Consider the following 13,847-nt stretch of genomic DNA (forward strand, 5'->3'; position numbering starts at 1 on the left):
TAGGGTGAGGGGCTTTACATCGGCGGCGTCACCCCATCCTTACCCGCAGAAATCGATTGCGCCGTCAGCGTGCCATCCGCCCCCTGCGTGACGAACGTAACAATCTTCACCCCAACCTTCAGCAAGCTCCGATCCCCCGGCTCGAGATTCACGATCGGCACATCCTCCGGCACCAGAATCTTCTGCTGCCCGCCCTTGTAGTTCACCGTGAGCACCCGCCCGTTGCTCACCACCAGATCGCCGACGCTGCCATTGGTCATGCTGCTGCCCTTGGCCAGATCGAACGGTCGATGACCATCGCCACTTCCGGCTAATTCCGGCGGAAACACATGCACTTCCAGCGCCTTGAGCGTGCCGTCCTCCTGTGGCATCGCCGCCGAACCAATGTAACTGCCGGGTTTGATGTCTTCGATATTGGCCAGGGTGACCGCGCGAACCTTGGTGTCGCCTGTCAACTGGATCACCACGTTCTCGCCGCTGTTGACGTGGACTTTCAGTGAATCGGCGCTGACCCCGGTAATCTCGCCGCGCACGCCGAGGCGCATCCCCGGTGCATCAGCGGCCTGCACGCTCGTCGCGCCCAGCAGGCTGATCAGAACAATCGTTGCAGTAAGGCGAAGCTTCATTGCAATCCTCCGGTCATCAATGTTGTACAAGCCAATGCAAACATAAGCACGCTATCGAACAGGATGTAAGTGAATGTATCATCGCCCCCTGACGGTCGGACGCAAGGTTCGCCGATGGATGACATGCGACAGCCACGGTCATTCCGCAACGGAATAACTGATATCGACCGAAGGCGCCTTCTGCCCATCGGGTTTGTCCCATAGCCTCACCGCATTCCCTTTCGCTGGATCGAGAAACCTTATGACCGCCACCACTCACGCAATGACCCGAGGCATGGTGCTGCTGTTCGCCTTCTGCTGCGGCGCCATCGTTGCCAACATTTACTACGCGCAGCCGATCATCGGCCTGATCGCGCCGGACATCGGCCTCTCCGACACCATGGCCAGTTTCATCGTCTCGCTGACGCAGATCGGTTATGCGCTGGGCCTGTTTTTTTTGGTGCCGCTGGGTGATCTGCTGGAGAACCGCCGGTTGATGATCATCACCACCGTGGTGGCGATCGCCAGCCTGTTGGCGGCGGCGTTTACCGATCAGCCGAATGTGTTCCTGCTGATCTCGCTCCTGGTGGGTTTCAGTTCGGTGTCGGTGCAGATTCTGATTCCACTGGCAGCGCATCTCGCGCCGGAAGAGTCTCGCGGTCGTGTGGTCGGCGGGATCATGGGTGGTTTGCTGCTGGGTATTCTGTTGGCACGGCCGGTGTCGAGCGTGGTGGCCGACCATTTGGGCTGGCGCGCGATGTTCATGATTGCCGCCGCATTGATGGCAGCGATCAGCGTTGTATTGGCGTTGACCGTGCCCAAACGCCAGCCTGATCACAGCGCCACCTATGGTCAGTTGATCGGTTCGCTGTGGACCCTGCTGCGCCAGCAACCGGTACTGCGCCAAAGGGCGTTTTATCAGGGCTGCATGTTCGCCACGTTCAGCCTGTTCTGGACCGCCGTGCCGCTGGAACTGGCGCGCAACCATGGTTTGTCGCAAAGCGAAATCGCCATCTTCGCCCTGGTCGGCGCCATCGGTGCCATCGCCGCGCCGATCAGCGGACGCCTAGCCGATGCCGGCCACACCCGCATCGCCTCGCTGCTGGCCATGCTCTTCGCCAGCCTGAGTTTCCTGCCCGCCTTCATCCACCCGGCCTACAGCGTCATCGGCCTGGCCGTGACCGGCGTGGTGCTCGACTTCTGCGTGCAGATGAATATGGTCCTCGGCCAGCGCGCGGTGTACTCACTGGACGCGAAAAGCCGTGGCCGGCTGAACGCGCTGTACATGACCAGCATCTTCATCGGTGGCGCCTTCGGCTCGTCGGTGGCCAGTGCGGTGTACGAGCATGGCGGCTGGTTGTGGATCGTGATTGTCGGCAGTGTTTTTCCGCTGTTGGCGCTGTTGCGGTTTTTGAGTGTTTCGCAGCGTGGTTCATTGGCAGCGGCGTAAGGCGGCAAATGCTTCGCGAGCAGGCTCGCTCCCACAGGCTATTCACTGAGCCTGGGGGAGCGAGGAAGCTTAATAACGAACCAGTTTCTCCATTGCCGCATCCGCCAGAAAGGAGGAGCGGCTTTTGACGTTGTGTTCGCGCACGTAACGGTCGATGCGCTGAATCACGTAACCAGGCAGCGTTACGTTGACCTTTTCGGTTTTGCCGAGATAGGGCGAAATGTCCAGCTCAAGCATGCCCCAGCCCATCTCGGCAAATTCTGGATTACTGCGATGAGCGGATGTCGAAGTCGGCATAGGAATCGACTCCCCGTCCGCCGCAATCTCCTGCAGCATGATGTGGGCGACTTCGACCGCCGCCTTGTAGGCATCTTCAAAGCTGTCCCCTGCCGTAACGGCGCCAGGAATATCGGGGATCTGAATACCGATGGCAGTGTTCTCGTCTCCCCACTCGATACAGATTGGATATTGCATTACGGATCTCCTTCGAAACTGGCTGGCGGGTTGTACAACCCGGCACGCCGCCTGATGCTTTTGACCGTTCCCAACGGCAAATCCTTTTTCAGATGTGGGACGGGAATCGTGTACGGGTTGTATCGGTGCTTGAAGATGTGATGACTGCCGGTGACCCGATCCAGCGTCCAACCTGCCTCCTCCAACTCCTTGATCAATAGCCTGCTCTGCACCAACCGCCTCCTTGCCTTGGCCTCACAAAAATAACTCTAGAGTTATATTTACTCAAGCATAGAAATTCTGGAAGCGACGCCCGGTTGTTTTACAGAATGTGATTGATTGCATCGCAACCGGACCCGAATACACTCAGCGGCTCACATCCAAAGCCCTGAACAATGGAAGACCAGAAGGGATTGTTATGGCAATGGCAGTTTCTACCTTCAGAACAGAGTGGCTTCATCACCGGGCAGACATTGTTCGTCGATGGCGGCTCCTAGGTCGGTAAAGCCTCGTTTTAATCAATACGACTCCCCTGTAGGAGTGGACGCTGCCGGATAACGATGTGTGGGCGGTTTTTCCGACGGGGCAGATGGCGAGTGCCAAGGCAAGGGCGATTGTTGAGTGTGTCCACGGGCTTCTAGTGAGCAACCATTGACGCGTAACGTTTCGTTTATTGCGATTTTCGTTTAATTCGAATAACGTCCAGACATTGTCTTTTCAGAAAGCTGGAAAACCATCATGTCGATTGTTATTCATCCGCCGGTCACCCTCCCCGTAGAGCGCGAGATCAAAGCCGCCATCGAGGGCCAGCGTGCCTTGGCCGCTTACCTCGCTACCCAATTCGAAACCCAGCACATACATATCTTCGATGAGCAGAACGAAGCTCATCGTGTCGAGTTGCCAACGTCCGCCCTGCGCTTGCTTGCTGACATTCTTACAGCGCTGGCAGAGGGCAACGCCGTTAAAGTCGTGCCAGTACACGCCGAACTGACCACCCAAGAAGCCGCCGACCTGCTCAACGTCTCACGCCCGCACATGATTAAACTGCTGGAAAGTGGCGAGATTTCCTACCACAAAACCGGCAAGCACCGACGTGTGCGCTTTGCCGATCTGATGGATTATAAGACCCGGCGTGACAGCGCCAGCGAGCAGGCAATGATGCTTCTCGCAGAGCAGGCACAAGCGTTAAGGACAGGTTACGAGTGAGGCATTCCTCTTTCACTGCTGTATACGATGCATGTGTTTTGTACCCAGCCCCATTGAGAGACTTTTTGATGTGGTTAGCCCTCTCAGGGCTATTCCGGGCACGATGGACCAAGGAGATTCACGGCGAATGGAAACGCAATCTGTTGAAGAACCGCACTGACCTGACAATCGAGCAATTGGATCGCACCTCGGAGCTGATGGATCAGGCGATTCCCGATGCCTGCGTCTACGACTATGAAAATTTGGTCAGTGGATTGTCATTGCCCGATCTGGATGACCGCCATGTTCTGGCAGCAGCGATTCGTTGCAATGCTGGCGTGATCGTGACGTTTAATTTGAAAGATTTTCCCGACAAATACCTCGCCCCTTTCGGTATTGAGGCGCAACACCCGGATGAGTTCGTCGAAAACCTGTTTCATCTGGATTCGGCAGCCGTTGTCGCAGCCGCGCAGCACCAACGCAAACAATTGAAAACACCCACGATGGACGTCGAATCGTTTCTGAGTTTGCTACAACGTCAGGGGTTGAAGAAGTCGATTCAAGCGCTCGGCAGCTACCGCGCGATCCTGTGAAATCACCAGCGCAATCGACAGACAAAAAAAGGCGATCCGAAGATCGCCGTTTTCATTTACTGCCCGAATTTCTTGCCCAACCCCGGTGGCACGCCGTGGATATTGGTGTCTTCCCACGGGCCGTTGGGGCTGACGGACCGGCTCCAGCCGTTGTTCCAGCGGTAGTAGGTGCGCTGGCGGTAGAAGGTGTTGGTCTGGTCGTCGAGGACGTAGACGCCGAGCTTCTGGTCCCAGTGGCTGTTGCCGCCCGGTGGCGGGGCGAAGCTGGCCGAGGTGCGCGGCACCGGTTTGGCCGGTTTCGCCGGGATGCTTTTGCCTGGGGTCGGTGAGGTCGACGGGGTCGGGCTTGGTTGCGACGGCGGGATTGGCGGCAAATTCGTCGTCGGTTCCGGTCGTTGCACCGCACATGCACTCAAGCCCAGGGCCAGTGTGAGGACTGTGATTCGGGCGATGGTGTGCATGGCGGTGCTTTCCTGTTGTGTCCGGTTATTTGTCCGGGCTGTCGATGGTCAGTTTTTGTAGCGCAGTGGTGCTGCTGGCCAGAGGGCCGCTGCGACCGACCCACTCGCCGGCAGTCGGTTGGCCGGCGCGGGAGATGCGCGCAACCAGTTGGACTTCAGGGAAGTTCGACAGTTTCAACTGCGGCATCATTGCGTCGGCATCACCCAGTTCAACGGTCACCGGCAGATCGGCCACGGTCAGGCGTTTGGCTGCCAGCGGTGCCGGTGGACCGGAGGTGGCGCGGGCGAAAATGAATACGCTGTCGCCCGGTTGCACTTTGCTTCTGAGTTCGCTGGCCAGATCGACGCTGACTTTCAACAAAGCGGCTTTCGCGGCTACGGGCGCCTGAGCGACCTTGCCGCCACTGGCTTCCAGACGTTCGGCGGCGCGTTTGATCCCGCCTTGCAGCGCGGCGCGGGAGCTATCCTCAGGCGGCAGTTGCGCCAGCAGACGGTTCCAGTAATCGATCGCTTCCTGATAACGCTCGCCTTCAAACGCAGCGATACCGAGCAAACCAAGGCTGGTCACTTCTTTCGGATCCGCCTTCAGCGCTTCGTCAGTCAGGGCCTGAATCTTCGCCGACCACTTTTTGCCATCAGCAAAATACTGCGCCTGCGCCCACTGACCGAGCAGCTCCGGTTGACGTCCGGCCAGATTGGCAGCGCGTTCGAACATCTTCGCCGCGTCCGCCGGGCGTTCCTGAGCCATGTAGGTACGACCGAGGAAATACAGGCCTTCAGCGGAATCCGGTTGCGCCGCAACAGCACGTTCCAGACGCTGGGTCATTTCTTCCATCGACTGCGGTGCCTGGGCAAATTCGCGGGTCAGCTCGACTTTGTCGGCAGCACCGAAGTGCATATACAGGCCGAGGCCCAGCACTGGCACCAAGACTGCCGCCAGCAGCGGCAACGGTTTACCCAGTTTCGAGATACGCGGTGCGGCAACCCCTTCGGTATCGGCCAGCAACTCACGCGCCGCCTCGGCACGACCGCTGTCCATTTGCGCGGCGTCGAGCACACCTTCAGCCTGTTGCGATTGCAACTCGGCGACGCGCTCCTGATACAGCGCAACGTTCAGGGCAGTACGATCCTCTTCACGCTGGGCGCGACGTTCGCGCAAAACCGGGATCAGCAGAAAACTCAGGGCGACCAGAAGCAACAGCCCTGCGGCAAGCCAGAAATCAATCATTCTTGGTTTTTATCCAACAGTTGGTCGAGGCGCTGACGCTCTTCGCTGGACAGCGCTTGCGGAGTCTCGGCACGCTGGCCGCGACGACGGCGGACGATCACCGCGATCACCACCAGACCACCGAGCAGCAGGCCGGCCGGGCCGAACCAGAGCAGAGCAGTCTTGGCGTTGAGCGCCGGTTTGTAGCGAACGAAATCACCGTAGCGATCGACCATGAAGTCGATGATCTGCTGGTTGTCCTTGCCCTCGCCGAGCATGCGGAAAATCTCTTTGCGCAGGTCCGCGGCAATCGGTGCGTTGGAGTCAGCGATGTCCTGGTTCTGGCACTTGGGGCAGCGCAGTTCCTTGGTCAACTCGCGAAAACGCTCACGATCGCCTTCTTTGGCGAACTCGTAGGTGTCGATGGCGGCATGGGCGACACCGACCAGACTCAAACCCAATATCAGCGCAGCCATAAAGCGCTTCATGGCTTGGCCTCATCGACCAGCGCCTGATACTTGGCGGCGAGTTTTTCGCGCCAGACTTGTTCATCAATCACGCCGACGTACTTGTCGCGGATGATGCCCTTGGCGTCGATGAAAAAGGTTTCCGGCGCGCCGTAGACGCCGAGGTTCAGGCCCAGCGAGCCTTCATCGTCACGGATGTCCAGCGCATACGGATTGTGGAATTCGGCCAGCCACTTCAAGGCATCAGCGTTGGTGTCCTTGTAGTTGATGCCGTAGATCACCACGCCGCGCTCGGCGAGTTTGTTCAGCACCGGATGCTCGACCCGGCAGGAAATGCACCAGGTGCCCCAAACGTTGACCAGCGCCGGTTTGCCAAGAATGTCAGCTTTGGTCAGGCTCTTGTCGCCCTGCACGTTGGGCAGGGAAAACTCCGGGAACGGCTTGTTGATCATCGCCGACGGCAACTCCGCCGGATCGAGATACAGACCGCGATAAAGAAACACCGCCACCAGCAGAAAAATCGCCAGTGGCACCAGCATCAACCAACGTCTCATGCAGCCGCTCCCGTCATGCCCAGTGCTTCACGCACCTTGGCTTTCACCTTGACCCGATAACGTCGATCCAGCGCCGCCAGCAATCCACCAAAACCAGTGAGCAAGCCGCCGAACCAGATCCAGCGCACAAACGGTTTGACGTGCACGCGCACCGCCCACGCGCCGTTGTCCAGCGGTTCACCGAGGGCGACGTAAAGGTCACGGGTGAAACCGGCGTCGATACCGGCTTCGGTCATCACCGAGTTCTGCACGGTGTACAGACGTTTTTCCGGGTGCAGCACGCTGACTTCCTTGCCGTCACGAATGACCCGAATCGTGCCTTTGTCCGAGGTAAAGTTCGGCCCTTCGAAGTGCTTGGCGCCTTCGAAGACAAAGTGATAACCGGCCAGATCCATCGACTCGCCCGGTGCCAGACGCAGATCGCGTTCGGCACTGTTCTGACTCGACAACACCACGCCGAGCGCACACACGGCGATGCCGAGGTGCGCGATCTGCATGCCCCAATAACTGCGGGTCAGGGTCGGTAAACCTTTGATCAAGCCTTTGTGCCGGGTCTTGTCGACGATGTCGCGCGCACCGGCGAGCAATACCCACGCAGCGAGCAGGAAGGTCGCGATCACCGCCCAGTTGAAATCGCCGTAAGCGACACCGGCCACCACCGCCAGCGCGACGCTGCCGAGCAGCACCGGGGTCAGCATGCCGGCCAGCCATTTCACCGGCGTGTCTTTCCAGCGCACGATCACGCCGACCGCCATGACCATCATCAGCAGCGCCATCAACGGAATGAACAGCGCGTTGAAGTACGGCGGGCCGACCGACATTTTCGCGCCGCTCAGGGCATCAAGAATCAGCGGATACAGCGTACCGAGCAGAATCATCGACGCAGCAACGACCAGCACTAGGTTGTTGCCCAGCAGCAGGGTTTCCCGCGACCACAGGTTGAAACCGACCTGACTCTTGACCACGGGTGCGCGCAGGGCGAACAGCGTCAGCGAGCCGCCGACCACGAACAACAGAAAGATCAGGATGAACACGCCGCGCTCCGGATCGGAGGCAAACGCATGCACCGAAGTCAGCACGCCGGAACGCACGAGGAACGTGCCAAGCAGGCTCAGCGAAAACGCAGCAATCGCCAGCAACACCGTCCAGCTCTTGAACACGCCACGTTTTTCCGTGACCGCCAGCGAGTGAATCAGCGCGGTGCCGACCAGCCATGGCATGAACGAGGCGTTTTCCACCGGGTCCCAGAACCACCAGCCACCCCAGCCGAGTTCGTAGTACGCCCACCACGAACCGAGGGTGATACCGATGCCGAGGAAGGCCCAGGCGACGATGGTCCAGGGACGCGACCAGCGCGCCCACGCGGCATCCAGTCGACCGCCCATCAACGCGGCGATGGCGAAGGCAAACGCCACCGAAAAGCCGACGTAACCCATGTACAACATCGGCGGGTGCACGATCAGGCCGATGTCTTGCAACAGTGGATTGAGGTCAGCGCCATTGCTGGGCATTTGCGGCAGGATGCGTTTGAACGGGTTGGACGTGAGGATCAGGAACAGCAGGAAACCGGTGCTGATCATGCCCATCACCGCCAGTACACGAGCGAGCATGACTTGCGGCAATTGCCGCGAGAACACCGACACCGCGAAGGTCCAGCCGCCGAGGATCAACGCCCACAACAGCAACGACCCTTCGTGAGCGCCCCACACTGCACTGAATTTGTAGTACCACGGCAACGCGGTATTGGAGTTGTTCGCCACATAGGCGACGGAGAAGTCATCGGTCATGAACGCGTAGGTCAGAATGCCGAACGCGAACAGCAAAAACGCAAACTGCCCCCACGCGGCAGGCTGGGCCAGACTCATCCAGAAACGGTCGCCGCGCCAGGCGCCAATCAATGGCACCACGGCCTGCACCAGCGCAAAACACAGCGCCAGGATCATCGCCAGATGACCGAGTTCAGGAATAAAAATTGCCGATGTCATCGATCAACCCTCCTTCGCAGGCGTTGGTGCCGATTGACCGCTGTCTTTCAAGGCTTTGGTCACTTCCGGCGGCATGTACTTCTCGTCGTGCTTGGCCAGCACTTCATCGGCCACTACCACGCCGTCGGCGTTGAGCTTGCCGAGGGCGACGATGCCCTGCCCTTCGCGGAACAGATCCGGGAGGATGCCGCGATAGGCGATGGTCACGGATTTATTGAAGTCGGTGACGACGAATTTGACGTCCAGCGAATCTTTCGAGCGCTGCAACGAACCGGCCTCAACCATGCCTCCGGCGCGAATGCGCGTGTCTTGCGGCGCTTCGCCGTTGGCGATCTGGGTCGGCGTGTAGAACAGATTGATGTTCTGCTGCAGGGCGCTGAGGGCCAGGCCGACGGCAGCGCCGACGCCGACCAGAATGGCCAGAATGATGATCAGACGTTTCTTGCGCAGCGGATTCACTTGCCGTTCTCCCGGCGCAGACGACGCGCCTCTTGTTGCAGATAGCGCTTGCGGGCCGCAATCGGCGCCACCACGTTGAGGACCAGCACCGCCAGACAGATGCCGTAGGCCGACCAGACATACAGGCCATGATGGCCCATGGCGAGGAAGTCGCCGAATGAAGCAAAACTCATCGAGCGGCCTCCAGACTGTGCTGCACTTCTTCTTTCACCCAACTGGCGCGGGCTTCGCGCTTGAGCACTTCAAGGCGCATGCGCAGCAACAGCACGGCGCCGAAGAAGCAGTAGAAGCCCAGCACCGTCAGCAGCAGCGGCAGCCACATTTCCACCGGCATCGCCGGTTTTTCGGTGAGGGTGAAGGTCGCGCCCTGGTGCAGGGTGTTCCACCACTCCACCGAGTATTTGATGATCGGAATGTTGATCACACCGACGATGGCCAGCACGGCGCAGGCCTTGGCGGCGCTGTCGCGGTTGCTGATGGCATTGCCCAGCGCGATCACGCCGAAATACAGAAACAGCAGAATCAGCATCGAGGTCAGACGCGCGTCCCAGACCCACCACGAGCCCCACGTCGGTTTGCCCCAGATCGCCCCGGTGACCAGCGCTACGGCGGTCATCCACGCGCCGATCGGCGCGGCGCATTGCAGGGCGACGTCGGCCAGTTTCATCTTCCACACCAGGCCCACGATGCCGCACACCGCCAGCATCACGTAGATCGACTGAGCGAGCATCGCGGCGGGTACGTGGATGTAGATGATGCGAAAGCTATTGCCTTGCTGATAGTCCGGCGGCGCGAAGGCCAGGCCCCAAACGACGCCGACGCCAATCAGCAGCAACGCTGCGATGCTCAGCCATGGCAAGAACTTGCTGCTGATGCCGTAGAACCACTTGGGCGAGCCGAGCTTGTGAAACCAGGTCCAGTTCATACTGTTTCCATCACGGGTGCCGCTCATCGGTGTGAGCAGTCTCAGGGTCTTTGCTGGTTAAATTTTAACCAGACCTCATTATTCGCCGACGCTGATCTTCAGGCCAGCAGCTATTGCAAACGGTGTCAGGGTGATCGCCAGGGCGGTCAGGCTACCCAGCCACAGCAGATACCCGGTCGCCGGCATGCCTTGTAGAGCGGCCTGCAAGGCGCCACTGCCAAGGATCAACACCGGGATGTACAACGGCAAAATCAGCAGCGCCAGCAACAGGCCGCCACGCTTCAAACCGACCGTCAGCGCCGCGCCCACCGCGCCGAGCAAGCTCAGCACCGGTGTTCCCAGCAGCAACGAAAGCAGCAAAACCGGCAGACAGGCGGCAGGCAAACCGAGCATCAACGCCAGCAGCGGTGAGAGCAGAACCAGTGCCAGACCGGAGAAAAGCCAGTGTGCCAGCACCTTGGCCAAGACCAGAAGTGGCAGCGGGTGCGACGAAAGGACCCACTGTTCCAGGGATCCGTCTTCGAAATCACTGCGGAACAGCCCGTCCAGCGAGAGCAGGACCGACAACAGCGCCGCCACCCAGACTAACCCGGGGGACAGGTTTTGCAACACTTGAGTTTCCGGGCCGACGGCCAGCGGGAACAATGCGATGACGATGGCGAAGAAAATCAGTGGATTGGCCAGTTCCGCCGGGCGGCGAAACAGCAATCGGGATTCACGGGCAACCAGCAGGCCAAACACACTCATACTGACCAGTTCCCCAGATCGATGTCGCGATAACCGGCCGGCATCCGGCTCAGCGTGTGGTGCGTGGTCAACACCACCAGACCACCGCGTTCGCAGTGCCCGGCCAGATGTTCTTCGAGCTGCGCCACGCCTTGCTTGTCCAGCGCGGTGAACGGCTCATCGAGAATCCACAGCGGCGGGCTGTCGAGATACAAGCGTGCCAGCGCCACGCGGCGCTGCTGACCGGCGGACAGGCTATGGCAGGGAACATCTTCGAAACCGCGCAATCCTACAGCTGCCAGCGCTTGCCAGATGGCCTCGCGTTCGGCGGGATGATGCAGCGCGCAGAGCCAAGACAGGTTTTCTTCCGGGGTGAGCAAATCCTTGATCCCGGCGGCGTGGCCGATCCACAGCAGGTTGCGTGCGAGTTCGCTGCGTTGTTCGCTCAGCGGCTGGCCATTGAGCAGGACTTGCCCGGCGGTCGGCTGCATCAACCCGGATAGCAGGCGTAACAGACTGGTCTTACCGCTGCCGTTGGGTCCGCTGATCTGCACCATATCGCCACTGGCGAGTCTCAATTCGAGATTTTCGAAGAGCAGCCGCAGATCACGTTCACACGCGAGGGCAACGGTTTGCAGGACAGGACTGGTCAAGGGATCACGGGCCTTATACGGTTCAAGTCGGCTCTGGCGCGGCCGTTAAAGAGATGCAGCATAGATGCATTGACGGCTCGATCTAGAGAGCTGGGTCAAACAATTGCTATGTTTTTTATTCGAAGCGCAAGACGGGCGGCATTATACATGTCGTGCCTTACTCTCAAGAGTGCAATTTCCTCAGGTTGTGTCCGCGTATGACAGGCGAAATGAACATCCTCCCGCTCCCGCCCACCACCCCGGCGACCGTTCGCCCGCAGGTCGGTGAGCTGCTCAAGCTGCTGACCCCGGTCGAAGGCCTGATCGGCGCCGGGCAAAGCGCCAAGGCCGAGGTGTTGTCGCTCAAGCAGGCGGACCAGACCTTTCAGTTATTGCTCAAGGTGACCGTCGACGGCGGACGCCAGACCACCGTGCAGGCGACCAGCAATCTGCCGTTGCCGCAAGGCACCAGTCTGGCGATCACTCAGCCCTCGGCGGGCAATCTGGCGATTACCGTGCAGCAGGCGATTGCCAGCAGCGTCGCCACCCTCACCCGCATCGACACCGCGCAATTGCCGGTCGGCACGCTGCTGCAAGGCAAAGTGCTGACCTCGCAGGCGCTACCGCAGACGCCGGGGCAGGCAGCGGTGTTCCGCTCGCTGGTCAGCCTGCTCAACACCGCACAGAGCGGCAGCACATTGACCATCGACAGCCCGCAGCCGCTGCGCATTGGCACCTTGCTGTCGGCGTTGGTGGAAGACTCACAAACCCTCAAGTTTCTGCCGATGAGCAGCCGCCAGGAACAACTGGCCGTCAGTCAGCAACTGCTCGGTCAGCAAAGTCGCCAGGCATCCCTGACAGGGTTGCTGAATGCTTTGCAAAATCTGCCGAGCGATACCGATCAGACATCGCAGGATTTGCGCGCGGTGGTCGACAAACTCCTTGCCAGCCTGCCGGACGTGCAACAACTGAGCACCGCCAAAGGCGTCGCGCTGGCGCTGGCCAACAGCGGCGCGTTCCTCGAAGCAAAACTGCTGACCGGCCAGAACCCGACGCTGGCTCCGGACATGAAAGCCGATCTGCTCAAGCTGATCGCACAACTGACCCCGGGCCTGCCGAGCAGCACCAGTTTCAACGCGATCATCGCCGCCAACACCTTGGCGCAAGCGCTGCCGAGCTTCGTCCGTAACGCCCTCGGCATGCTCGGCCAGGTCAGCGCCAAACCGGTGCCCAGCAGCTTCCCGCTGCCCGAGCGTTTGCTGCAAAGTCAGGACGGCGAAGGCGATCTGGAGCAATTGCTGCGCCTCGCTGCTGCCGCGGTTTCGCGCCTGCAAAGCCATCAACTGTCGAGCCTGGAGCAGACCGGCGTCACCGACGACGGGCGTCTGCTCAGCACCTGGCAACTGGAAATCCCCATGCGCAACCTGCAGGACATCGTGCCGTTGCAGGTCAAGTTTCAGCGTGAAGAAGCGCCGGAGCGCGAACCGCAACCGAACGAGCGCCGCGACGAGCGCGAACCCAAGCAGCAACTGTGGCGCGTCGATCTGGCGTTCGACATGGAACCGCTCGGGCCGATGCAGATTCAGGCGCAGTTGATCGCCGGCAGCCTGTCCAGCCAACTATGGGCCGAACGGCCTTACACCGCCGACCTGATCGGCAACAACCTGTTCGCCCTGCGCCAGCGCCTGCTCGATCGCGGGCTGAACGTTGGCGACCTCGACTGCCACCTCGGCACCCCGCCGCAGGGCAACCAAACCCGCCTCGAACACCGCTGGGTCGACGAAACCGCATGAACGATTCCACTGCCCCACGCCAGGCCATCGCCCTCAAATACGACGGCAACCACGCCCCGACCCTCACCGCCAAGGGTGATGATGAACTGGCCGAAGAAATCCTGCGCATTGCTCGTGATTGCGAAGTGCCGATCTATGAGAATGCTGAATTGGTGCGCTTGCTGGCGAGGATGGAACTGGGCGACAGCATTCCCGAAGAGCTGTATCGCACCATCGCCGAGATCATCGCGTTTGCGTGGAATCTGAAGGGCAAATTTCCCGAGGGGCAGGACCCGAATGCGCCGATGGTCGAGAAGGACATCACTGATCGCGGCGATGATTATTAAGCCTTAAAAGCAAAAGATCGCAGCCT

General features: G+C 60.0%; 18 protein-coding genes and 1 pseudogene. 6 read left to right on the forward strand and 13 right to left on the reverse strand.

What is annotated here, in order from left to right:
* Positions 1-14 precede the first annotated feature (14 nt).
* On the reverse strand, positions 15-626 hold the full coding sequence (locus PMI23_RS22750) for a DUF5666 domain-containing protein (protein WP_007919944.1): 612 nt from the start codon (positions 624-626) through the stop codon (positions 15-17).
* A gap of 241 nt (positions 627-867) precedes the next feature.
* On the opposite strand from PMI23_RS22750, the gene PMI23_RS22755 reads away from it, so the two are divergent.
* A complete protein-coding gene (locus tag PMI23_RS22755; RefSeq protein WP_007919947.1) occupies positions 868-2,055 on the forward strand; it encodes an MFS transporter in 1,188 nt (395 codons plus the stop codon).
* A gap of 69 nt (positions 2,056-2,124) precedes the next feature.
* Here PMI23_RS22755 and PMI23_RS22760 read toward each other — a convergent pair whose 3' ends face one another.
* Together PMI23_RS22760 and PMI23_RS22765 are read right to left on the reverse strand one after the other, a co-directional pair.
* Positions 2,125-2,529 (reverse strand): type II toxin-antitoxin system HicB family antitoxin, encoded by a 405-nt coding sequence (locus PMI23_RS22760; protein WP_007919949.1) that lies wholly within the window; start codon positions 2,527-2,529, stop codon positions 2,125-2,127.
* Positions 2,529-2,741 (reverse strand): type II toxin-antitoxin system HicA family toxin, encoded by a 213-nt coding sequence (locus tag PMI23_RS22765; protein ID WP_007919951.1) that lies wholly within the window; start codon positions 2,739-2,741, stop codon positions 2,529-2,531. Before PMI23_RS22765 ends, PMI23_RS22760 begins: the two co-directional genes overlap by 1 nt.
* 185 nt (positions 2,742-2,926) lie before the next feature.
* On the opposite strand from PMI23_RS22765, the pseudogene PMI23_RS30205 reads away from it, so the two are divergent.
* The 3 genes and pseudogenes from PMI23_RS30205 to PMI23_RS22775 form a co-directional block, all read left to right on the forward strand.
* A pseudogene (locus PMI23_RS30205) lies at positions 2,927-3,005 on the forward strand (SDR family oxidoreductase); the annotation flags it as partial.
* Between the two features lie 241 nt (positions 3,006-3,246).
* Positions 3,247-3,714 (forward strand): helix-turn-helix domain-containing protein, encoded by a 468-nt coding sequence (locus tag PMI23_RS22770; protein WP_007919953.1) that lies wholly within the window; start codon positions 3,247-3,249, stop codon positions 3,712-3,714.
* Positions 3,711-4,286: a PIN domain-containing protein gene (locus tag PMI23_RS22775; protein WP_081498761.1), complete on the forward strand. Its 576-nt coding sequence runs from the start codon at positions 3,711-3,713 to the stop codon at positions 4,284-4,286. Before PMI23_RS22770 ends, PMI23_RS22775 begins: the two co-directional genes overlap by 4 nt.
* Positions 4,287-4,342: 56 nt before the next feature.
* Here the strand turns inward: PMI23_RS22775 and PMI23_RS22780 are convergent, their stop codons facing one another.
* From PMI23_RS22780 to ccmA, 10 genes are all read right to left on the reverse strand, one after another.
* Complete coding sequence (locus PMI23_RS22780; RefSeq protein ID WP_007919958.1) at positions 4,343-4,747, reverse strand: hypothetical protein; 405 nt, start codon at positions 4,745-4,747, stop codon at positions 4,343-4,345.
* A gap of 25 nt (positions 4,748-4,772) precedes the next feature.
* The gene (gene ccmI, locus PMI23_RS22785) at positions 4,773-5,975 is read right to left on the reverse strand and encodes a c-type cytochrome biogenesis protein CcmI (protein WP_007919959.1); all 1,203 of its coding nucleotides are present in this window, start codon (positions 5,973-5,975) and stop codon (positions 4,773-4,775) included.
* Entirely contained in the window at positions 5,972-6,442 is a 471-nt protein-coding gene (locus tag PMI23_RS22790) for a cytochrome c-type biogenesis protein (RefSeq protein WP_007919960.1), read from the reverse strand. The genes ccmI and PMI23_RS22790 overlap by 4 nt, the downstream gene beginning before the upstream one ends.
* Complete coding sequence (locus PMI23_RS22795) at positions 6,439-6,975, reverse strand: DsbE family thiol:disulfide interchange protein (protein WP_007919961.1); 537 nt, start codon at positions 6,973-6,975, stop codon at positions 6,439-6,441. The genes PMI23_RS22790 and PMI23_RS22795 overlap by 4 nt, the downstream gene beginning before the upstream one ends.
* Positions 6,972-8,960 (reverse strand): heme lyase CcmF/NrfE family subunit, encoded by a 1,989-nt coding sequence (locus tag PMI23_RS22800; RefSeq protein ID WP_007919962.1) that lies wholly within the window; start codon positions 8,958-8,960, stop codon positions 6,972-6,974. Before PMI23_RS22800 ends, PMI23_RS22795 begins: the two co-directional genes overlap by 4 nt.
* Before the next feature lie 3 nt (positions 8,961-8,963).
* Positions 8,964-9,419 (reverse strand): cytochrome c maturation protein CcmE, encoded by a 456-nt coding sequence (gene ccmE / locus PMI23_RS22805; RefSeq protein ID WP_007919964.1) that lies wholly within the window; start codon positions 9,417-9,419, stop codon positions 8,964-8,966.
* Positions 9,416-9,592, reverse strand: coding sequence for a heme exporter protein CcmD (ccmD, locus tag PMI23_RS22810; RefSeq protein WP_007919966.1), 177 nt, complete (start codon positions 9,590-9,592; stop codon positions 9,416-9,418). The genes ccmE and ccmD overlap by 4 nt, the downstream gene beginning before the upstream one ends.
* A complete protein-coding gene (locus PMI23_RS22815; protein WP_042705014.1) occupies positions 9,589-10,344 on the reverse strand; it encodes a heme ABC transporter permease in 756 nt (251 codons plus the stop codon). The genes ccmD and PMI23_RS22815 overlap by 4 nt, the downstream gene beginning before the upstream one ends.
* A 78-nt stretch (positions 10,345-10,422) precedes the next feature.
* Positions 10,423-11,091: a heme exporter protein CcmB gene (ccmB, locus tag PMI23_RS22820; protein WP_007919970.1), complete on the reverse strand. Its 669-nt coding sequence runs from the start codon at positions 11,089-11,091 to the stop codon at positions 10,423-10,425.
* Positions 11,088-11,723, reverse strand: a complete 636-nt coding sequence (gene ccmA, locus PMI23_RS22825) for a cytochrome c biogenesis heme-transporting ATPase CcmA (RefSeq protein ID WP_007919971.1) — start codon at positions 11,721-11,723, stop codon at positions 11,088-11,090. Before ccmA ends, ccmB begins: the two co-directional genes overlap by 4 nt.
* A 197-nt stretch (positions 11,724-11,920) precedes the next feature.
* On the opposite strand from ccmA, the gene fliK reads away from it, so the two are divergent.
* Complete coding sequence (gene fliK / locus PMI23_RS22830) at positions 11,921-13,495, forward strand: flagellar hook-length control protein FliK (protein ID WP_007919973.1); 1,575 nt, start codon at positions 11,921-11,923, stop codon at positions 13,493-13,495.
* The gene (locus tag PMI23_RS22835; RefSeq protein WP_007919976.1) at positions 13,492-13,821 is read left to right on the forward strand and encodes an EscU/YscU/HrcU family type III secretion system export apparatus switch protein; all 330 of its coding nucleotides are present in this window, start codon (positions 13,492-13,494) and stop codon (positions 13,819-13,821) included. Before fliK ends, PMI23_RS22835 begins: the two co-directional genes overlap by 4 nt.
* The last annotated feature ends 26 nt before the right edge of the window (positions 13,822-13,847 follow it).

It is taken from the genome of Pseudomonas sp. GM24, assembly GCF_000282235.1.
Classification (GTDB): domain Bacteria; phylum Pseudomonadota; class Gammaproteobacteria; order Pseudomonadales; family Pseudomonadaceae; genus Aquipseudomonas.

Bases quoted from the DNA above. Each gene is read 5' to 3' on its own strand.
- PMI23_RS22750 (WP_007919944.1), bottom strand. From the start codon at position 626: ATGAAGCTTCGCCTTACTGCAACGATTGTTCTGATCAGCCTGCTGGGC.
- PMI23_RS22755 (WP_007919947.1), top strand. From the start codon at position 868: ATGACCGCCACCACTCACGCAATGACCCGAGGCATGGTGCTGCTGTTC.
- PMI23_RS22760 (WP_007919949.1), bottom strand. From the start codon at position 2,529: ATGCAATATCCAATCTGTATCGAGTGGGGAGACGAGAACACTGCCATC.
- PMI23_RS22770 (WP_007919953.1), top strand. From the start codon at position 3,247: ATGTCGATTGTTATTCATCCGCCGGTCACCCTCCCCGTAGAGCGCGAG.
- PMI23_RS22780 (WP_007919958.1), bottom strand. From the start codon at position 4,747: ATGCACACCATCGCCCGAATCACAGTCCTCACACTGGCCCTGGGCTTG.
- ccmI (WP_007919959.1), bottom strand. From the start codon at position 5,975: ATGATTGATTTCTGGCTTGCCGCAGGGCTGTTGCTTCTGGTCGCCCTG.
- PMI23_RS22790 (WP_007919960.1), bottom strand. From the start codon at position 6,442: ATGAAGCGCTTTATGGCTGCGCTGATATTGGGTTTGAGTCTGGTCGGT.
- PMI23_RS22795 (WP_007919961.1), bottom strand. From the start codon at position 6,975: ATGAGACGTTGGTTGATGCTGGTGCCACTGGCGATTTTTCTGCTGGTG.
- PMI23_RS22800 (WP_007919962.1), bottom strand. From the start codon at position 8,960: ATGACATCGGCAATTTTTATTCCTGAACTCGGTCATCTGGCGATGATC.
- ccmD (WP_007919966.1), bottom strand. From the start codon at position 9,592: ATGAGTTTTGCTTCATTCGGCGACTTCCTCGCCATGGGCCATCATGGC.
- PMI23_RS22815 (WP_042705014.1), bottom strand. From the start codon at position 10,344: ATGAACTGGACCTGGTTTCACAAGCTCGGCTCGCCCAAGTGGTTCTAC.
- ccmB (WP_007919970.1), bottom strand. From the start codon at position 11,091: ATGAGTGTGTTTGGCCTGCTGGTTGCCCGTGAATCCCGATTGCTGTTT.
- fliK (WP_007919973.1), top strand. From the start codon at position 11,921: ATGACAGGCGAAATGAACATCCTCCCGCTCCCGCCCACCACCCCGGCG.
- PMI23_RS22835 (WP_007919976.1), top strand. From the start codon at position 13,492: ATGAACGATTCCACTGCCCCACGCCAGGCCATCGCCCTCAAATACGAC.